The organism is Bacillus sp. FJAT-28004, from assembly GCF_001280845.1.
Lineage (GTDB): Bacteria > Bacillota > Bacilli > Paenibacillales > Paenibacillaceae > Pristimantibacillus.
On record NZ_LGHP01000001.1, the window covers coordinates 3,963,805 to 3,982,930 of the forward strand.

18 protein-coding genes and 1 tRNA gene are annotated in these 19,126 nt (G+C 46.5%); 17 read left to right on the forward strand and 2 right to left on the reverse strand.

The annotated features are described in order from the left end of the window. Positions 1-16: 16 nt before the first annotated feature. The 14 genes from hisD (at position 17) to AC787_RS17415 (ending at position 14,163) form a co-directional block, all read left to right on the forward strand. Complete coding sequence (gene hisD / locus AC787_RS17350; RefSeq protein WP_054025925.1) at positions 17-1,303, forward strand: histidinol dehydrogenase; 1,287 nt, start codon at positions 17-19, stop codon at positions 1,301-1,303. Positions 1,304-1,805: 502 nt separating this feature from the next. Continuing rightward, positions 1,806-2,411, forward strand: a complete 606-nt coding sequence (gene hisB / locus AC787_RS17355) for an imidazoleglycerol-phosphate dehydratase HisB (RefSeq protein ID WP_054025926.1) — start codon at positions 1,806-1,808, stop codon at positions 2,409-2,411. A 1-nt stretch (position 2,412) separates the two neighbouring features. Beyond that, positions 2,413-3,030 (forward strand): imidazole glycerol phosphate synthase subunit HisH, encoded by a 618-nt coding sequence (gene hisH, locus AC787_RS17360; RefSeq protein ID WP_054025927.1) that lies wholly within the window; start codon positions 2,413-2,415, stop codon positions 3,028-3,030. A 173-nt stretch (positions 3,031-3,203) separates the two neighbouring features. Beyond that, positions 3,204-3,962 (forward strand): imidazole glycerol phosphate synthase subunit HisF, encoded by a 759-nt coding sequence (gene hisF, locus AC787_RS17365; RefSeq protein ID WP_054025928.1) that lies wholly within the window; start codon positions 3,204-3,206, stop codon positions 3,960-3,962. After that, positions 3,959-4,651 carry a bifunctional phosphoribosyl-AMP cyclohydrolase/phosphoribosyl-ATP diphosphatase HisIE gene (gene hisIE, locus AC787_RS17370; RefSeq protein ID WP_054025929.1) on the forward strand — a complete coding sequence of 231 codons (693 nt, stop codon included), beginning with the start codon at positions 3,959-3,961 and terminating at the stop codon, positions 4,649-4,651. Before hisF ends, hisIE begins: the two co-directional genes overlap by 4 nt. Before the next feature lie 44 nt (positions 4,652-4,695). Next, the gene (gene hisJ, locus AC787_RS17375; RefSeq protein ID WP_054025930.1) at positions 4,696-5,502 is read left to right on the forward strand and encodes a histidinol-phosphatase HisJ; all 807 of its coding nucleotides are present in this window, start codon (positions 4,696-4,698) and stop codon (positions 5,500-5,502) included. A 115-nt stretch (positions 5,503-5,617) separates the two neighbouring features. After that, the gene (locus tag AC787_RS17380) at positions 5,618-6,568 is read left to right on the forward strand and encodes a ribose-phosphate diphosphokinase (RefSeq protein ID WP_054025931.1); all 951 of its coding nucleotides are present in this window, start codon (positions 5,618-5,620) and stop codon (positions 6,566-6,568) included. Positions 6,569-6,733: 165 nt separating this feature from the next. Beyond that, the gene (locus tag AC787_RS17385) at positions 6,734-8,485 is read left to right on the forward strand and encodes a tetratricopeptide repeat protein (RefSeq protein WP_054025932.1); all 1,752 of its coding nucleotides are present in this window, start codon (positions 6,734-6,736) and stop codon (positions 8,483-8,485) included. 20 nt (positions 8,486-8,505) lie between these two features. Then, the gene (gene trxB / locus AC787_RS17390) at positions 8,506-9,453 is read left to right on the forward strand and encodes a thioredoxin-disulfide reductase (protein WP_054025933.1); all 948 of its coding nucleotides are present in this window, start codon (positions 8,506-8,508) and stop codon (positions 9,451-9,453) included. A gap of 281 nt (positions 9,454-9,734) precedes the next feature. Beyond that, complete coding sequence (locus AC787_RS17395; RefSeq protein ID WP_054025934.1) at positions 9,735-10,685, forward strand: ROK family glucokinase; 951 nt, start codon at positions 9,735-9,737, stop codon at positions 10,683-10,685. Between the two features lie 180 nt (positions 10,686-10,865). After that, complete coding sequence (gene rapZ / locus AC787_RS17400) at positions 10,866-11,753, forward strand: RNase adapter RapZ (RefSeq protein WP_054025935.1); 888 nt, start codon at positions 10,866-10,868, stop codon at positions 11,751-11,753. A gap of 33 nt (positions 11,754-11,786) precedes the next feature. Continuing rightward, positions 11,787-12,752, forward strand: coding sequence for a YvcK family protein (locus AC787_RS17405; RefSeq protein ID WP_321166121.1), 966 nt, complete (start codon positions 11,787-11,789; stop codon positions 12,750-12,752). A 6-nt stretch (positions 12,753-12,758) separates the two neighbouring features. Next, entirely contained in the window at positions 12,759-13,688 is a 930-nt protein-coding gene (gene whiA / locus AC787_RS17410) for a DNA-binding protein WhiA (protein ID WP_054025937.1), read from the forward strand. 205 nt (positions 13,689-13,893) lie between these two features. Further along, a complete protein-coding gene (locus tag AC787_RS17415) occupies positions 13,894-14,163 on the forward strand; it encodes an HPr family phosphocarrier protein (RefSeq protein WP_028609180.1) in 270 nt (89 codons plus the stop codon). A 154-nt stretch (positions 14,164-14,317) separates the two neighbouring features. Here AC787_RS17415 and clpP read toward each other — a convergent pair whose 3' ends face one another. Beyond that, positions 14,318-14,902, reverse strand: a complete 585-nt coding sequence (clpP, locus tag AC787_RS17420; protein ID WP_161807559.1) for an ATP-dependent Clp endopeptidase proteolytic subunit ClpP — start codon at positions 14,900-14,902, stop codon at positions 14,318-14,320. A gap of 316 nt (positions 14,903-15,218) precedes the next feature. Continuing rightward, a tRNA-Arg gene (locus AC787_RS17425) sits at positions 15,219-15,293 on the reverse strand. Positions 15,294-15,566: 273 nt separating this feature from the next. On the opposite strand from AC787_RS17425, the gene AC787_RS17430 reads away from it, so the two are divergent. From AC787_RS17430 to AC787_RS17440, 3 genes are all read left to right on the forward strand, one after another. Then, positions 15,567-16,631: a sugar-binding transcriptional regulator gene (locus tag AC787_RS17430; protein ID WP_054025939.1), complete on the forward strand. Its 1,065-nt coding sequence runs from the start codon at positions 15,567-15,569 to the stop codon at positions 16,629-16,631. An 88-nt stretch (positions 16,632-16,719) separates the two neighbouring features. Beyond that, positions 16,720-17,724, forward strand: a complete 1,005-nt coding sequence (gene gap / locus AC787_RS17435; RefSeq protein WP_054025940.1) for a type I glyceraldehyde-3-phosphate dehydrogenase — start codon at positions 16,720-16,722, stop codon at positions 17,722-17,724. A gap of 180 nt (positions 17,725-17,904) precedes the next feature. Further along, a complete protein-coding gene (locus AC787_RS17440) occupies positions 17,905-19,089 on the forward strand; it encodes a phosphoglycerate kinase (protein WP_054025941.1) in 1,185 nt (394 codons plus the stop codon). The last annotated feature ends 37 nt before the right edge of the window (positions 19,090-19,126 follow it).

Below are 19,126 nucleotides of genomic sequence, written 5' to 3' on the forward strand. Positions count from 1 at the left end.
GGAAGGAGTGGATGATATGCGTATTATGCGAGCGGAGCAATTTGGTTTGAAGCGTGAGGTGGAGTATGGGACACCTGAGCAAAATGAAAGTGCCTTAAAGATCGTCTCAGACGTAAAGGCTGAGGGGGATGCAGCGCTGCTGAGGTATACGGAGCAGCATGACCGCGTTAAGCTGGATGCTGCGTCGCTGCGAGTGACGCAGGAGGAAATACAGGCGGCGTATGAGCATGTTGACGCCGACTTTCTCACGGCTATTCGCGAAGCGGCTGTGAATATTCGGGTTTTCCACGAGAAGCAAATGCGCACCTCGTGGATGGATTTGCAGCAGGACGGAACGCTGCTCGGGCAAATTATGCGACCGCTGAAGCGGGTCGGCGTATATGTGCCCGGAGGCAAGGCGGCTTATCCGTCGTCCGTGCTGATGAATGTTATTCCGGCACAGGTAGCTGGCGTGCCGGAGATTGTTATGGTGACGCCTCCTGCAACTGGCGGCAAGGAGGGCATCGACCCGTATATTCTCGTTGCCGCCGCGGAATCGGGCGTCAAGGAGATGTACCGGGTCGGGGGTGCACAAGCCATTGCCGCGCTTGCGTACGGCACGGCCAGCATTGCTCCGGTCGATAAGATATGCGGACCGGGCAATATTTACGTGGCGCTTGCGAAGCGCGCCGTATTCGGTGCCGTCGATATCGACAGTATCGCCGGGCCAAGTGAAATCGTCGTGCTTGCTGACGATTCAGCTGATCCCGCGTATGTAGCTGCGGATCTGCTGTCGCAGGCAGAGCACGATGAAATGTCATCTGCGATACTTGTAACGCCATCGCAGCAGCTTGCGGAAGCTGTCGCAGCGGAGGTGGAGCGTCAGTTGTCTACACTGCCGCGCCAAGACATTGCACGCAGCTCCATCGACAACTATGGCGCTGTATTGCTCGTCGACTCGCTTGAAGCGGGTATCGACGTCGTTAATCAGATAGCACCCGAACACTTAGAGGTGCTGACGGTCGACCCGATGCGTTTGCTGGGTTACATTCAGAATGCTGGCGCTATTTTCCTCGGACCTTACAGCTCGGAGCCGGTTGGGGATTATTTTGCTGGACCAAACCACATCATCCCGACGAATGGCACAGCACGGTTCTCATCGCCAGTAAACGTAGACGATTTCTTGAAGAAATCGAGCTTGATCTACTATAGTAAAGAAGCATTGCTTGCCAATGGCGATAAAATCATGACGCTGGCTCGTCACGAAGGACTTGAAGGCCACGCTCGTGCAATCGAGATTCGGCTTGAGAAGGAACGCGGGTAAATGCTTTCAGCATGAATAGATAAATTTGTTATGTAAGCGACCATGTATTGGAGAGTTATTACCTAGGTAATAACTCTTATGCTCTTTAGTGGTATGTGATCGCATGTGATGGAAGTGGCCATGATGGGACGTGCGCAAAAGTAGTGAATATTGTTGCGACAAAAACACTTATGGTGCTTGTCTTACTGCAGCCAGTCTCGAGAGTGCAGACTTACTTACTTACGTTGCAGAAACTACAATAGAAACCTGACATAACAACCCGATTTAAGAGCTGCGTTGCAGAAACTGCAATAGAAACCACCTAAAGTAAAGTTAATCATCCGGAAATGGTGATTTCTGCTGCAAAAACTACAACGGTGCTGAGTACCTAATACTCTACAGAGGATTACATTGCAGATAGTGCAATGTAGGTAGGGGCAAGTGCCCCGAGTGGCAGGGCGCATGTGGCAGAGTGCATGTTGCAGAGAAGAAGAAAACAAACATAATCATATAGGAAGAAGGAATGAAAGTGTCGGAAAATCGCGTACGTGAAGCATCGGTGGCACGCAAGACGAATGAAACGGATATCAAACTTACATTTGCAGTAGATGGAACAGGTGAGACAAAGATTGATACGGATGTGCCGTTCCTTAACCATATGCTAGATTTGTTTACTAAGCATGGCCAGTTTAATCTGGAGTTAGAAGCACGCGGGGATATCGACATTGATGATCACCATACAGTAGAGGATATCGGGATTTGTATCGGTCAGACGCTTCGCGAAGCACTAGGCGACAAACGCGGCATCAAGCGTTATGCTAGCGTATTTGTACCAATGGATGAGGCGCTCGCTCAGGTTATTATTGATGTCAGCAACCGTCCTCACTTTGAATACCGTGCAGAATATCCATCAGCGCAAGTAGGCAGCTTCTCGACAGAGCTAGTTCATGAGTTTTTGTGGAAGCTGGCTCTTGAATCACGTATCACGCTTCACGTAATCGTGCATTACGGCAAAAACACGCATCACATGATTGAAGCGGTGTTTAAGGCGCTTGGACGAGCGCTAGATGAAGCAACGAGCATTGATCCTCGCGTGCAAGGAGTGCCTTCAACGAAAGGGGTGCTCTAGGATGATCGCGATTATTGATTATGGGATGGGCAACCTCCACAGCGTAAGCAAAGCGGTTGAGCGTCTTGGATACGAGGCGGTCATCACAGCTGATCCAAATACGATTGCAGCTTCAGACGGAGCAATCCTTCCGGGCGTTGGTGCATTTGGCGATGCGATGCAAAACCTTCGTGAAACGAAGATGGATGAGGTAACCAAGACGTATGCAGCTTCTGGTAAGCCGTTACTGGGCATTTGCCTTGGCATGCAGCTCCTCTTCACCGAAAGTGATGAGTACGGAACAAACGAGGGCTTGAATTTGCTTCCTGGCAAGGTTAGCCGTTTCACAGGTGATTACAAGATTCCTCATATGGGTTGGAACAAGCTGTCTTTTCTTCAGGAACAGTCTCCACTGTTCAATGGTCTGACCGAAGGTCATGTCTATTTCGTGCATTCGTTCCATGCGAAGCCAGAGGTAGGTTCTGATCTGCTCGCGACGACAGACTATTACCAGCAGGTAACGGCAATTGTTGGTCGTGGCAATGTATATGGCATGCAATTTCACCCCGAGAAAAGCGGAGAGCTTGGCATGCAGCTGCTGGGCAACTTTCTTGCACTAACAAACAACAAAAATTTATAGACATTAAATCGAGCTGCTCGATCAGAGTTATACCGATATATGAAGCCACGCTGCTTGGTTATGGCTATGATATTTCTTAATGCCAAGCAGCTTTATTGAAGTAATCCTAAGTAACACCAAGCATCACTAAACACATAATCAAGCTCGGCTACGGGCATAAAGGAGAGGGCAATATGCTGGCGAAACGTATCATTCCTTGTCTTGACGTGAAGGATGGACGTGTTGTGAAGGGCGTTAATTTTGTGAACTTGCGCGATGCGGGCGATCCAGTCGAGCTGGCGGCCACCTATGACCAAGAGGGCGCTGATGAGCTTGTATTTCTAGATATATCGGCTTCGGTTGAAGGACGTGCGACGATGATTGAGGTCGTCAAGCGGACGGCTGGTGAAATTACGATTCCGTTTACGGTAGGCGGCGGCATTTCACATGTCGATGATATGAAGCGGCTGCTGCGCGCAGGCGCGGACAAAATTGGCATAAATACTGCTGCGGTACTAAACAAGGCGCTCATTCAAGAGGGTTCTCGCAAGTTCGGCTCACAGTGCATCGTGGTGGCGATTGATGCGAAGTTCAATCCTGAGTGGGGTGAATGGGAAGTTTACACGCACGGCGGTCGCAAAACGACTGGAATTAAGGCACTCGAATGGGCGCGTGAAGCGGAGCGGCTAGGTGCCGGAGAAATTTTGCTGACGAGTATGGATGCAGACGGTACGAAAGACGGCTTCGACATCAAGCTTACACAGGCGGTATCAGATTCACTGGGTATTCCGGTCATTGCTTCAGGCGGAGCGGGTAAAGTTGAACATTTTAACGATGTATTCCAGTTGGCACATGCGGACGCCGCTCTGGCTGCTACTATTTTTCACTATAAAGAAATGACGATCCGTGAAGTGAAGGACGATTTGCGTTTGAAGGGAGTAGAGGTACGATGACGGAAAACAATCATAATGAACTTATCTCTAAAATCAAATGGGACGACGCAGGTCTAGTGCCTGCTGTTGTGCAGGATGCGCAGAGCAAAGAAATTCTTATGCTTGCTTATATGAACAAGGAATCGCTTCAGTTATCCGTAGAATCCGGTGTTACATGGTATTGGAGCCGTTCACGGGGTGAGCTCTGGAACAAGGGAGCTACTAGCGGAAATACTCAGCGGATCGTCTCGATGGCTTATGATTGCGATGGCGATACTTTGCTCGTTAAAGTGGATCAGAAGGGGCCGGCATGCCATACAGGACGCTATAGCTGTTTCTTTAATCCAATTGAAGTAAGCGGGAACACAGAAGCTGCCCTTGATGCTGTATCATCCTCTCCAGACCGTTTCGCTACGCTTGGTCAGCTAGAGAGCATAATCGCCGAGCGTTACGCAGAGCGCCCTGAGGGCTCTTATACATCTTACCTGTTCGATAAAGGTGTAGATAAGATTTTGAAAAAGGTTGGCGAGGAAGCGTCCGAAGTGATCATTGCAGCGAAAAATAAAGATAACGACGAGCTTCGGAGCGAGGTTGGCGATCTTATTTTTCACCTGATGGTATTGCTCCGTGAGCGCGGATTGCCACTTGATGATGTGATTAGCGAAATTAACAATCGTCACGGCAAACCAACAACGAACAAAATGAGATAATTAGCAGCTTCATAATAAATTTCAGCAGAAAGGCCGGTACGCACATGTTTATCGATTACCATACGCATCATGCTCGCTGTGGTCATGCCGTCGGGGAGCTAGAGGAATATGTAAGGAAGGGAATAGAGATCGGACTCGTGCAGCTCGGCCTTTCCGATCACATGCCTCTGCTCCATGTTGACCCTGCGACTTATTATCCGGAAATGGCAATGCCGATGGATGAGCTTCCCCGTTATGTAGAGGAATGCCTTGAGCTCAAGGAAAAGTATAAGGGACAAATCGACATACGTGTTGGGCTGGAAGGCGATTATATCGAAGGCTGTGAAGAACAGATCGCTGCGATCGTGAACGCTTACCCTTGGGATTACGTGATTGGCTCCGTTCATTTTCTGGAGGAGTGGGACATTACGGATTTTCGGCAAACAGGAGGCTGGGAAGGCCGTAATCGAATGGCTGTATATGAGCAATACTACAGAGCCGTGGGCAAAGCAGCCGCAAGCGGTTTTTATGACTATTTCGGACACATTGATGTAATCAAGCGCTTTGGTTTTGGACCGGAGGAAAATGTTACCCATTTGGAAAATGCAGCGCTTGAGGCAGTCAAGAAGCATGGGCTTGCGATTGAGCTCAATGCATCGGGGCTCCGCACGCCTGCCGCTGAAATGTTCCCGAGCCGCCGTATGCTGGAATATGCGCTTGAATTAGGCATTCCGCTTACGGTTGGATCGGATGCTCATCAGCCCGAAAGACTAGGCCAATATTTGGATCAAGCGTACGCTTTGCTCAAAGAAGTTGGTTATAAGCAGCTTGCGACATTTAATTGTCGAAAATTAGTGATGATTGATTTTTGAAATATCGTAAATTCCATGTATAATATAGATGATAAAAGAAGCTTTGTCGAATGATCCGACAAAGACGAGTACTAGTTCCGTCAAATTAATTGGTTTTAACGCTCAGGAGGGTATCATGTTAAGCGACAAGGTGCGTATTTTTTCGGGTTCGTCTAATCCGGTATTGGCTCAGAAAATTAGTGCAGAGCTTGGTCTGACGCTAGGTGCGATCAAGATGTCCCGTTTTAAAAGCGGTGAGATTTACGTGCATTACGAGGAAACGATTCGGAATTGCGACGTATTTCTCGTACAATCGTTTTCACATCCAATCAACGAGCATTTTGTCGAATTGCTTGTTATGATTGATGCGGCGAAGCGTGCTTCCGCAAGAACGGTCAACATCATCATGCCTTATTACGGTTATGCGCGTCAGGAGCGCAAAGCAGCACCTCGGGAGCCGATTTCAGCGAAAATGCTGGCGGATGTGCTCACGACAGTTGGAGCGAACCGAGTGATTACAATCGACCTACATGCTCCAGCTATTCAAGGCTTCTTCAACATTCCGGTCGATCATATGACTGCGCTAGATTTAATCAGCGATTATTTGAAGTCGAAAAACATCAAGAACCCGGTTGTCGTATCGCCGGATGCAGGACGTGCTTCAACTGCTGAGAAGCTAGCGAACTACTTGGATACATCGTTTGCGATTATGATCAAGAAACGCCCTGCGCATAATGAATCGGTTATCACACACGTTATCGGTGATGTCGAAGGTCAGACACCGATTATTATCGAAGATCTTATCGATACGGGATCTACGATTGTTAACGTTGTGGAAGGCTTGAAGGAGCGTGGCGCAGAAGATGTATACGTATGCGCAACGCACCCGTTATTCTCCGGCTCGGCCATTGAGCGTTTGGATCATCCAAATATTAGAGAAGTCATCGTTACAGACTCAATCAGCTTGCCGGAATCGACTCCTGAACGATTCAAAGTGCTTTCCGTTGCGCCGCTTCTTGCTGAAGCAACACGCATTATTTTGGAAGGCGGCTCCATTAGCACCTTGTTCAAAAACAACGGTGTCTAATCGTTCAAATGGAATGCAGAACACACGAAATGAATAGTAATGCCGCGGGAAATCGCGGGTGGTGTATTTGCCACCCGCGATTTTCCCACATATTCTTTCATGTTCTGATGGGTATTGCTATGGTATAATCGTAGAAAATCGGAAGTTACGGGAGGTGCCTTGCGGGTGAAAGAAAAGAAACGAGTTGCCGTAGATCAACAGACGAAAGTCATACCGGTTCAATGGGACGCTACGTTTTTTTTCGAACGTGCGGTTCGGTCGCTTGATCGGCTCCATTATGACAAGGCACTTAAATATTTTCGTCGCGCCGTTGAATACGAGCCGGAGAATCCGGTAAACCATTGTAATATGGCCGGCATTCTTTCTGAAATGGGCAACTATGAGGAATCGAATAAAATATTGGGATGGATTGTAGATGAGCTCGATCCGACGATGACGGAATGCCATTTCTATATGGCAAACAATTTTGCTAATTTAGAGCAATATGAAGCAGCTGAGGGCTCGCTTATTCGATATTTAGAAGAAGACTCAGAGGGACAGTTTCTAGATGAAGCAGAGGATATGATGGATCTGCTGCATTATGAGCTGGAGCGTCCTACACGCTTGACCAACATAAAGTCTCGTGAAGGCATGGTCGAGCATGATTTGGCGCGTACTTTGCTTGAGGAAGGCAAATTCACTGAGGCTGTGCGCATTTTGGAAAAAATTATTGAAGGACAGCCTGATTTTTTAGCTGCTCGAAATAATTTGGCGTTAGCCTATTACTATATGGGCATGTTCGATAAAGCGATGGAAACGATTCATGAAGTGCTTGATCTTGAAGCGGGCAATCTGCATGCACTGTGCAATCTTGCTATTTTTTATCAGCACAAAAACGATGAAAAAAGCTTGAAGCCACTCGTTGAGCTGCTTGCGAAGACGGTACCGTTCCATCAGGAGCATGTGTTTAAACTGGCAACAACAATGGGCATCTTAGGAGAGCATGGTGCTGCTTATAAGCATTTCACCAGACTGCTCAAAGACTCTGAGCTGACTCAGGATCCTAGTCTGTACCATTATGCGGCTGTTGCAGCTTGCAATATCGGACGTTTGCAGGAAGCAGAGCGGCTTTGGAAGCAGACGATCAAGCTCGATCCGAAATCAAGCATTCCGCTTTATTATATGGAGCAGTTGGAGCTAGTTCGAAGCGGGCAACAGACGGCAGCCATCAGCTATCATTATCATTTGCCGTTCGAGGAGCAGTTCAAGCTTTGGGAGAAATCCTCCGACGGCATTCCCGATCATCTTAAGCGGGATCCACTAGTGCGCTCTTCGTTCTTCTGGGCGCTGCGTCATGGTGATCAGGACACGAAGCTGCAGGTTATTCAGGCTCTAGGGATGATCGCCGACAGCGAAGTGAAGGATGTTCTTCAGACGTTTTTGCTGGAGCGGGAAGAGGATGATTATTTAAAACGGATTGCCATCTTTGTACTCAGAACGATGGGTGTTCAAGAGCCTTTACATGTGGTGCTGGAAGGAAAAGAAACGGTCATTGAGCCGAATCGTGTCCCTTCAAGCCTGCCTGTATGGGAAGATAAGTGGCAGACTGTTGTAGATATGGCTCTCGATCGCATGAGCAAGCAATATGATTTGGTTCAGCAGCATGATCTGATGACCTTATGGGTAGAATTTTTGACGCGAGTATACCCGGATACTCCGAAGCTAACAAAGCCGGAGAGCTGGGCGGCCGCATTAGAATATTTGACAGCGAAAATGCATCGTCGGGCGATCTCATACCACGAGGTATCGACCAGATATAGCACATCCATTGCTACAGTAAGCAAGAACGTCAAGATTATTGATGAGGTTTGCGGCATCAAAGAAAAGATGAAGTCGATGAGTTCCGTCTTCTTTACACAGGAATTACAGGACGAATAAACTGTTACGAGGTGAAGCTTATGTACAAATCAATTATTATCGGTACTGGTCCTGCGGGACTTACAGCAGCAATTTATTTGGCTCGCGCCAACATGAGCCCACTGATTATTGAAGGCCCAGAACCGGGCGGACAATTGACGACAACGACAGAGGTTGAGAATTTCCCTGGTTTCCCAGAAGGTATTATGGGTCCTGAGCTTATGGAAAACATGCGTAAACAAGCGGAGCGCTTTGGCGCTAAGTTTATTACAGGTTGGGTAAATAGCGTGGATATGTCAGAGCGTCCATTCAAGCTTCAAGTGGAAGGTCACGGCGAGCTTGTTGGAGAAAGCATTATCATTTCTACTGGGGCATCGGCTAGATACCTCGGCATTCCTGGCGAGAAAGATAACGTAGGTCGCGGCGTAAGCACATGCGCAACTTGTGATGGCTTCTTCTTCCGCGGTAAAAAAATTATCGTAGTTGGCGGCGGCGACTCTGCAATGGAGGAAGCAAATTTCCTTACTCGTTTTGCTTCTAATGTAGAGCTTGTTAACCGTCGTGATGAGCTTCGCGCTTCAAAAATCATGCAAGATCGCGCTCGTGAGAACGAGAAAATCAGCTGGAGCTTGAACCGCACGCCGGTTGAAGTCGTAGCAAGCGGCATGGGTGTTACCGGACTTAAAGTTCGTAACAACGAGACAGGTGAAGAGGACGTTATTGAGACGGACGGAATCTTTATCGCAATCGGTCATACGCCAAATACGAAATTCCTTGCAGGCCAAATCGACACAGACGATCACGGATACATTGTTGTAAAACCGGGTACCTCTGAAACGAACGTACCGGGCGTATTCGCTTGCGGCGATGTTCAGGACAACAAATATCGTCAAGCGATTACTGCTGCAGGCAGTGGCTGTATGGCTGCACTGGATTGCGAAAGATATTTGGAAGGTGCAATTACGCATGACTGGAGCAAATCGCTTTAATACTTGGCGAGCATCATCATAAGATAAAGAAAGGGCTATACCAGCAGAGCGATATGCTTGACGGTATAGCCTTTTCATTAAAATAAAAGAAAGTATATTATTTGCTTCTACTTATCTTATATTTCTATGTCAAAGCTACTTCTGCATTCAGAGGATGCTGCAGGCATTTTTGCTTGGCCGAGAGCGGTTGATCTACCTGTGTTCCTCTATCTTGACCAGAGGATGAAGGTCGCTTATAGTGTTACAAGAGAAGATTAACATATTGATGAGGTGGACTAGTGATGTCTGAGAAGATTTACGTTGGAGTCGATGTCGGCGGAACTGCTATTAAAGTAGGTATTTGTAATTCGGATGGGCAACTGCTCCAGACGTACGAGGGGCCGACGGAGGCGAGTAAAGGAACGGACACTATCCTTCAAAATATTGCGAAATATGCACAACAAATCGTAGTTGAATCGGACTATGATTGGGAGCAAGTTGACGGGGTAGGTGTTGGTATTGCTGGTTTCCTAGATATTCCGAACGGAATTGTGAAATTTGCGCCAAACTTGAAAATCGAGAACGTCAATCTTAAAGCTTATTTGGAGCAAGAGCTGAATAAGACAGTAAAAGTTAATAATGATGCGAATGTTGCTGCACTAGGTGAAGCTTGGGGCGGTGCGGGCAAAGGCATTGCGCACTGCGTATGCTACACACTCGGCACAGGCGTAGGCGGCGGCATTATTATAGATGGTAAAATCGTAGAGGGTTCAATGGGTATGGCAGGCGAGCTAGGTCATATGGCAATTGTGCCTGATCTTGAAGCTATTGTATGTGGCTGCGGAAAAATTGGCTGCTTGGAAACGGTATCCTCGGCAACGGGTATTATCCGTATGGCGAAGGATGCTGTTGAACGCGGCGATCGCACATCGCTTTCACTCGTTGAGGACATTATGGCGAAGGACGTTCTTGATGCAGCTAAAGCAGGAGATGAAGTTGCTACTCGCATCGTAAACCGCGCTGCTTATTATTTGGGTAAATCAATGGCGATGATCGCTATCGTATTGAATCCGCAATATTTCATCATTGGCGGCGGCGTGTCGAAGGCTGGAGAATTTTTATTCGAGCAAATCCGTGAAGTTTTCGAGAAGTATACACAGGATCAAGCGAAAGAAAATGTGAAAATCGTAGCGGCAACGTTAGGCAACAATGCAGGTGTAGTAGGCGCAGCTGGCCTTATTCTAAGAGGATAATTTAATAATCATAAATTACGAAGAGACTTTGCATCCGCAAAGTCTTAGCTTATCCTTACGAAGTAGGTTTGCATCCGCAAAGTCTTAGCTTATCCTTACGAAGTAGGTTTGCATTCGCAAACCTTAAGCATATCCTTACGAAGTGACTTTGCATTCGCAAAGTCTTTAGGAGGTTTATTCATGGAAACGACAGGAGCAGTAGCGAAGCTTGTCATTATAACCGGGATGTCTGGCGCGGGCAAGACCATTGCTGTCCAAAGCCTGGAGGATCTCGGTTTCTTCTGCGTAGATAATCTGCCGCCCGTTCTTATTCCTAAATTTGCAGAGTTGATCGATCAGTCGAATGGTAAAATCGGCAACGTTGCGCTTGTCATTGATTTGCGCGGGCGTGAATTTTTCACGGCGCTCTCGGAGTCGTTGGCCTACATCAAGGAGCATTACACGCTTAGCTGTGAAATCCTATTTTTGGATGCGACTGATTCTGTATTGGTTCAGCGATATAAGGAAAGCCGTCGTCGTCACCCGCTAGCGCCTGAGGGCATGCCGCTTGAGGGCATTCGTAATGAACGTCGCCTGCTTGAGGACTTAAAGGGCTGGGCATCACAGGTTATTGATACGAGTATTTTGAAACCTGCTCAATTGAAGGAACGTATTATTTCTCATTTTACGCACTTAGAGCAAAACAGCCTGTCGATAAATGTAACTTCCTTTGGCTTTAAATATGGCATTCCCATTGATGCGGATCTGATCTATGACGTTCGATTCCTGCCTAATCCGCATTATGTCGAGCATCTGCGTCCAAATACCGGTCAAAACCCAGATGTATATGAATACGTTATGAAATGGCCTGAAACTCAGCAATTTCTAACGAAGCTGCTGGACATGTTGCAATTCCTTATTCCGCTTTATCGGAAGGAAGGGAAAAGTCAGGTTGTTATCGGTATTGGCTGTACTGGCGGTAAGCATCGTTCCGTTGCTATAGCTGAATATTTGGGACGCATGCTCGGCAGCAGTGATACGGAACGTGTGCGTGTCAGCCATCGCGATGCCGAACGTGACAAGCATTGACGAGGTGAGAGAATGCAAAGTAGACACAAGATAATGAGACGGCCTAAAATCGTCGTTATTGGCGGCGGTACAGGTCTCTCTGTCATGTTACGAGGTCTTAAGGAGAAACCGCTCGATATTACCGCGATTGTTACCGTTGCTGATGATGGCGGAAGCTCAGGTATTTTACGCAATGAGCTGCAAATTCCACCTCCAGGGGACATTCGGAACGTACTTATGGCGTTAGCTGATGCTGAACCGCTGCTCACTGAGGTGCTTCAGTATCGTTTCAAAACGGTACCGGGACTTGCAGGGCACAGCCTTGGCAATCTTATGCTGGCAGCAATGACCGATATTTCCGGTGACTTTGTGACCGGGATTCGTGAGCTGAGCCGTGTTTTAGCCGTTCGAGGAAGGGTCCTGCCCGCGGCGAATCAGGCTATCGTACTTAAAGCGGAAATGGCTGATGGCACCATTGTCACTGGGGAATCGATGATTCCGAAGGCTGGTAAGGTCATTAAACGAGTATTTTTGGAACCAGCTGATGTAGAACCGCTGCAAGAGGCAGTCGAGGCGATTGAACAGGCAGATGCCATTTTGATTGGACCGGGCAGCTTATATACAAGTATTATTCCAAATTTGCTAGTTCCTAAACTGGCAACTGCCATCGTGGAATCAGAAGCAGTAAAACTATTTGTCTGTAATGTAATGACGCAACCTGGAGAGACTGATAATTATTCAGTAGGTGATCACCTCGATGCGATTCATGCTCATATCGGACAGCATTTATTCGATTACGTCATTGTAAATGACGGCGAGATCCCGCCGCAGATCGAGAGCAGATATGCTGAATTAGGCGCGAAGGCGGTCCATTTGGATTTAGATGCGGTTACGCAAAAGGGATATGAAGTCATTGCGGACCGACTGGTTTTATTTCGCACTTTTCTTCGGCATGATGCCGAACGTTTAAGCCATCATATTTATAAACTGGTAGAGAACTGGATGTTACGAAAGAGGTGATACACAATGTCATTTGCGGCCCAAACAAAGAAAGAGCTGACGTTAATCGAAGCGGACAGCTGTTGTGAGATAGCGGAGCTATCCGCGCTCATACGGATGAATGGTTCGGTTAGCGTATCTAGCCGCAAAGTCGTTTTGGACATCTCAACGGAAAATGCCGCGATTGCCAGAAGGATTTATTCCCTGCTCAAAAAGCACTATGAAGTACATGTAGAACTGCTCGTCCGCAAAAAGATGAGGCTGAAAAAAAATAATGTGTATATCGTCCGTATCCCGGTAAGGGTTCAAGAAATATTAAGCGAGCTCAAAATTGTATCTGAAGGTTTTATGTTCAATTTAGGTATCGATAAGGAAATTATTCGCAAGCCTTGCTGCAAGCGGTCGTATTTGCGAGGTGCATTTCTTGCTGGCGGATCGGTTAATAATCCGGAAGGTTCTTCTTATCATTTGGAGATCTCTTCGATGTACCAAGAGCATTGTGAAGCGTTAGTTGACCTTGCGAACAAATTTGACCTAAACGCTAGATGCATTGAACGAAAAAAGGGATTCATCTTCTACATCAAAGAGGGCGAGAAAATTATCGAGCTTCTCAATATTGTTGGTGCGCATCAAGCTCTGTTTAAGTTTGAGGATGTTCGAATCATGCGCGATATGCGTAATTCAGTTAACCGGATCGTTAATTGCGAAACGGCTAACCTAAATAAAACGATCGGTGCAGCTGTTCGTCAAATCGAGAACATTAAGCTGCTGCAGCGTGAAGTGGGACTGGATAGCCTGCCTGATAAGCTGAAGGAAGTAGCTGAAATAAGGCTTCAACATCCAGATATGAATTTGACAGAGGTCGGCGAAATGCTCGGAGGAAAGGTCAGTAAGTCAGGCGTAAACCATCGATTACGTAAAATCGACGCGCTTGCGGAAAAAATCCGTGGCGTCTGAACTTTTATCCTAGTGCATCAGCTGGTATAATGATATAATAATTTAAAATGACGTAATTTCTAAAGATAAGAATAAGCAGCAGCGATACTTACACATCTTATCTTTGTCCGGAAACGAGCTTTTGCAGCCAGAAGACGGCAAACATAGCCGTATAAGCTTTTGCCGCATGTTAATGATTGAGAAAAATATAGGGGGTATGGTTTCCATGACAAGGCTTCCGGTTGTTGTTCGTCTTAAGACTGGACTACATGCAAGACCAGCAGCATTATTCGTACAAGAAGCGAACAAATTTTCCTCCGAAGTATTTGTAGAGAAAGACGACAAAAAAGTAAATGCTAAATCCATAATGGGAATTATGAGTTTGGCAATCAGTTCTGGCACTGAGGTATCCATAAGTGCAGAGGGTTCGGATGCAGAACAGGCTGTAAACGCTTTAGTCGCTTTGGTAAGCAAAGAAGAGCTGGAGAACCAATAAGGAAGAAGGAGAGAAGTCACGCAGGTTCATTATGAGCTTGCGGAGGCAGCTCTTTTTTTATAGGGAAGTACATAACATTGCGAGTGTGAACGCAAAAAAAAAGAGCAGGCTCGGATTAATCCGAACTTGCTCTTTTTTGCGTTAGCTAAATTGATTACGCAAGTTTCTCAATAACTTTATCAACCAAGCCGTACTCTTTGGCTTCTGCTGCACTCATGAAGTAATCGCGGTCAGTATCTTTCTCGATACGCTCAAGCGATTGTCCACTGCGCTCTGCCAAGATGCCGTTCAGCTTGTCACGCATAAGGATAATGCGTTTCGCACGAATGGCGATATCGCTTGCTTGACCTTCTGCACCGCCAAGTGGCTGATGGATCATTACTTCACTGTTTGGTAGCGCGTAACGTTTGCCGATTGCACCTGCAGTGAGCAGGAAGGCACCCATGGAAGCAGCCATACCGACACAAATCGTAGATACATCCGGTTTAATATATTGCATCGTATCGTAAATAGCCATGCCTGCCGTAATTGAACCGCCCGGGCTGTTAATATAAAGAGAAATGTCTTTCTCAGGGTCGTCTGCTGCCAAGAATAACAATTGTGCGATGATGGAGTTGGCAACCACGTCATTTACACCTGATCCTAGAAAAATAATGCGATCTTTCAATAGGCGAGAGTAAATGTCATACGCACGCTCACCCCGATTGTTTTGCTCAATAACCATAGGAACGAAATTCATATCCAACGTAAGCCCCCTCCTAAAAAACAATGAATGGTTAAATCGTATTCTCATAATAACGGATGAAAAGTCAAAAGTCAAAGATAGTCAAAGAGGTCTGTCATTCCCATGCAGCGTATAAGAAAAAAACAGGTTTGAAGTGGATTGGATGAAAAAAACAAGCGCAATTTGGAGTGTTTTTCATGAGGCAGAGGTTGGATGTTTGGGTAGGAGAATATTCGCTAGGCTCTTCCTTAAAATAAAAAAAACGTTCCAGTGTATAGGAACGGTTAGTGTGTATCAATATAGAGTTTGAACTTACGATAAGAAGGAGTAATGGCGCGCCCGCAAGGAATCGAACCTAGATCTCAGCCTTCGGAGGGCTGCGTCATATCCATTGGACCACGGGCGCATAAGCATAATTGGTGGTTGCCGCTATCTTCTTATGTTAGAAAATAGTCGCAAAAATGATTATATGACATTAAAGATTTTAAAGCAAGTGGAGAGCAAAAATTAAATTTGTGAAAAATGTGTCGGAAACCGTTTTCAATTGGTAATCGGCTATTGCTACAATCGTAGATTTCCGATAAACTAAAGGTGGGACTTGAAATGATACCGCGGGACATAATGAGTCCAACGTATTTGAACCGAATACGCTATAGGCCGATGGAGTGAAGGATGAGAGATGCGTCAGATCATTGAACTGCAGCAGCAGCTTGTGCCTGATCTGCTAGAGGTCATGAAGAAACGATATTCGATTTTACATCAAGTGATGGTATCGGACTTAATCGGACGTCGAACTTTGGCTTCTGTATTATCGATGACGGAGCGTATGCTTCGGGCGGAGACCGATTTTCTAAAGGCGCAAGGGCTGCTCGAGATACACTCGGGGGGCATGCGGATTAGCGATTCAGGCAAGCTTTTGTTAGAGCAGCTTGAGCCATTTTACAAGACGATGTTCGGACTATCCGAGCTGGAGGAAACGATTCGCAGTCATTACGGACTATCGCAGGTCATTATTGTTGCTGGCGATTCTGAGGTTTCTGCTCAAACGAAGCGAGAGCTTGGTCGTGCGGGATGTCAGGTGCTTAACAAGGTTATGCAGCCGAGTGATGTTGTGGCGGTAACAGGCGGTACGACGATTGCACAGCTGTCGAATCAACTGGTTAGCTCTTCTCAGCTGAAGACGAACTTGTTCGTGCCAGCTAGAGGCGGTCTTGGTGAGAGCTTGGATTACCAAGCCAATACGATTGCTTCAATGATGGCTAAGCGTACAGGAGCGCAATACAGACTTCTGCATGTGCCGGATCATCTTGGAGAGGAAGCTTTTGCATCTATTATGCAGGAGCCGAACATTCGGGAAATTGTGGATGTCATCCGCAGTGCTCGCATCGTTGTACATGGTATCGGGGATGCTATAGTTATGGCAAGACGCAGGCGGCTAGAGCGTGAGGTTATTGATGCTATGGAAGCTGAGGGTGCTTTGGCAGAGTCGTTCGGGTTTTATTTTGACCGAAAAGGCGCTGTCGTGCACAAAATGCAAACGGTGGGGTTACGGCTCGAGGATATTGTGAAGACTGAAGTTGTTATAGGTGTAGCCGGCGGTAAGAGCAAAGGCGAGGCTATAGCGGCAGTGATGCGATTTGGACACAATGATGTGCTCGTAACGGATGAAGCAGCTGCACTCGAAATCGTAGCTTTGATTGATCAAGAAAAGCTTAGTCAACAAGAAAGCAATAAGGAATCATGACGCTTTGCAAATTGCTGTTCTGGCATACCTGCAAAATGTCTTGAAATATATTCAATAATCTTTTAAAAACGCTTAGGAGGAAACAAAAATGGTTAAAGTTGGTATTAATGGTTTTGGTCGCATCGGCCGTAACGTATTCCGCGCAGCACTGAACAACCCTGATGTTCAAATCGTGGCAGTAAACGATCTTACGGATACTGCAACTCTGGCACATCTTCTGAAATACGATACAACACACGGTCAACTTGACGGTACTGTTGAAGCTAAAGAAGGCGCGCTTATCGTAAATGGCCGCGAAATCAAAGTATTCGCAGAGCGTAACCCTGCTGACCTTCCTTGGAGTTCGGTTGGCGTTGAAATCGTAGTTGAATCAACTGGTATTTTCACAGCGAAAGAAAAAGCTGAGCTTCACTTGCAAGGCGGCGCTAAAAAAGTTATCATCTCCGCTCCTGCAACGAACGAAGATATTACAGTGGTTATCGGCGTTAACGAAGATAAATACGACGCTGCGGCACACACCATTATTTCCAACGCTTCTTGCACAACGAACTGCCTAGCACCTTTCGCAAAAGTATTGAACGACAAATTCGGAATCGTTAAAGGTATGATGACTACTATTCACTCATACACAAATGACCAATCCGTTCTTGACGTTCCTCACAAAGACTTGCGTCGTGCTCGCGCAGCTGCTGAGAACATCATTCCTTCTTCAACTGGCGCAGCAAAAGCTGTTTCACTAGTTCTTCCTGAGCTTAAAGGTAAATTGAACGGTATGGCTATGCGTGTTCCTACGCCTAACGTTTCCGTAACTGACCTTGTTGCTGAGCTTAAAGTTAACGTAACTGTTGAAGAAGTTAACGCTGCATTCAAAGAAGCTTCAGAAGGCGCTCTTAAAGGCATCATGAACTACAACGAATTGCCGCTTGTATCAAGCGACTACAACACTGATCCTGCTTCTTCCACAATTGATGGTCTTTCAACTATGGTTGTTGAAGGCAACATGGTTAAAGTTATTTCATGGTACGACAACGAGTGGGGCTACTCGAACCGTGTAGTAGATCTTGCTGCTTACATCGCTAGCAAAGGTCTGTAAGCAAAGAAGACGGACTGAGGCCGCAGCTCTCCGCGCATGCGGAGTAAAGCATAGGTCTTTGATTTGGGGCTTCTAGGAGTCGTAAATCATGAGGGCGTTTCTTCTTTGAAGGAACGCCCTCTTTTTTTTATAATTCTACAGCTATACCTTTCCATATCACATTTTCGGGAGGCTTCATTGATGAATAAGAAAAGTGTACGTGATGTAGCAGAACTAGCTGGTAAACGAGTATTTGTTCGCGTTGATTTCAACGTGCCGCTTGAAGATGGGAAAATTACGGATGACAAACGTATTCGTGAAACACTTCCAACGATCAACTTCTTGATTGAAAAAGGCGCAAAAGTTATTCTTGCAAGTCATCTTGGACGTCCGAACGGTCAAGTGGTAGAAGAGCTTCGTCACACAGCTTCCGCAGTACGTCTTTCTGAGCTGCTAGGCAAGCAAGTAACGAAAGCTAGCGAAGCAATTGGCGAAGCTGTTGAAGCACAAGTTGCTGCACTTAACAACGGAGATGTGTTATTGCTTGAAAACGTACGTTTCTACGAAGGCGAAGAGAAAAACGATCCAGAACTAGCGAAAGCTTTTGCAAAACTTGCTGACCTGTTCGTAAACGACGCATTCGGCGCTGCTCACCGCGCTCACGCTTCAACAGAAGGCATTGCTCACATTTTGCCAGCTGTATCAGGCCTACTTATGGAAAGAGAGCTTGAAGTACTAGGCAAAGCGCTAAACAACCCAGAGCGTCCTTTCACAGCAATCGTTGGCGGTTCTAAAGTAAAAGACAAAATCGCAGTAATCGATAAAATGCTTGAAATTGCTGACAATGTTATTATTGGCGGCGGCTTGTCTTATACATTCTTCAAAGCACAAGGTCATGAAATCGGCAAATCACTTGTAGATAATAGCAAGCTTGATCTAGCGCTTGAGTTCATGGAAAAAGCGAAGAAGCTAGGCAAAAACTTCTTGATCCCTGTTGATATCGTTGTTACTGACGATTTCAGCGCGAACGCTAACACGCAAATCGTTGATGTTGACAGCATCCCTGCTGATTGGGAAGGTATCGACATCGGTCCAAAAACGCGTGAAATTTATGCTGACGTTATCAAAAACTCCAAGCTAGTCGTATGGAACGGACCTATGGGCGTATTTGAAATCGAGCCATTCTCCCATGGTACACAAGCCGTTGCTCGCGCATGCGCGGAAACAGCTGGTTATACAGTTATTGGCGGCGGCGATTCCGCAGCAGCAGCTGAGAAGTTCCACCTGGCTGACAAAATGGACTTTATCTCGACAGGCGGCGGCGCTTCCCTAGAGTTTATGGAAGGTAAAGTACTTCCAGGCGTTGTAGCTCTTAACGATAAATAATAGGCTTTACCAAAATAATATGATTTGAGGAGGACTT

Coding starts and splice junctions, on each gene's coding strand:
- hisD (WP_054025925.1), top strand. CDS start 17: ATGCGTATTATGCGAGCGGAGCAATTTGGTTTGAAGCGTGAGGTGGAG.
- hisB (WP_054025926.1), top strand. CDS start 1,806: ATGAAAGTGTCGGAAAATCGCGTACGTGAAGCATCGGTGGCACGCAAG.
- hisH (WP_054025927.1), top strand. CDS start 2,413: ATGATCGCGATTATTGATTATGGGATGGGCAACCTCCACAGCGTAAGC.
- hisF (WP_054025928.1), top strand. CDS start 3,204: ATGCTGGCGAAACGTATCATTCCTTGTCTTGACGTGAAGGATGGACGT.
- hisIE (WP_054025929.1), top strand. CDS start 3,959: ATGACGGAAAACAATCATAATGAACTTATCTCTAAAATCAAATGGGAC.
- hisJ (WP_054025930.1), top strand. CDS start 4,696: ATGTTTATCGATTACCATACGCATCATGCTCGCTGTGGTCATGCCGTC.
- AC787_RS17380 (WP_054025931.1), top strand. CDS start 5,618: ATGTTAAGCGACAAGGTGCGTATTTTTTCGGGTTCGTCTAATCCGGTA.
- trxB (WP_054025933.1), top strand. CDS start 8,506: ATGTACAAATCAATTATTATCGGTACTGGTCCTGCGGGACTTACAGCA.
- AC787_RS17395 (WP_054025934.1), top strand. CDS start 9,735: ATGTCTGAGAAGATTTACGTTGGAGTCGATGTCGGCGGAACTGCTATT.
- rapZ (WP_054025935.1), top strand. CDS start 10,866: ATGGAAACGACAGGAGCAGTAGCGAAGCTTGTCATTATAACCGGGATG.
- AC787_RS17405 (WP_321166121.1), top strand. CDS start 11,787: ATGAGACGGCCTAAAATCGTCGTTATTGGCGGCGGTACAGGTCTCTCT.
- whiA (WP_054025937.1), top strand. CDS start 12,759: ATGTCATTTGCGGCCCAAACAAAGAAAGAGCTGACGTTAATCGAAGCG.
- AC787_RS17415 (WP_028609180.1), top strand. CDS start 13,894: ATGACAAGGCTTCCGGTTGTTGTTCGTCTTAAGACTGGACTACATGCA.
- clpP (WP_161807559.1), bottom strand. CDS start 14,902: ATGAATTTCGTTCCTATGGTTATTGAGCAAAACAATCGGGGTGAGCGT.
- AC787_RS17430 (WP_054025939.1), top strand. CDS start 15,567: ATGCGTCAGATCATTGAACTGCAGCAGCAGCTTGTGCCTGATCTGCTA.
- gap (WP_054025940.1), top strand. CDS start 16,720: ATGGTTAAAGTTGGTATTAATGGTTTTGGTCGCATCGGCCGTAACGTA.
- AC787_RS17440 (WP_054025941.1), top strand. CDS start 17,905: ATGAATAAGAAAAGTGTACGTGATGTAGCAGAACTAGCTGGTAAACGA.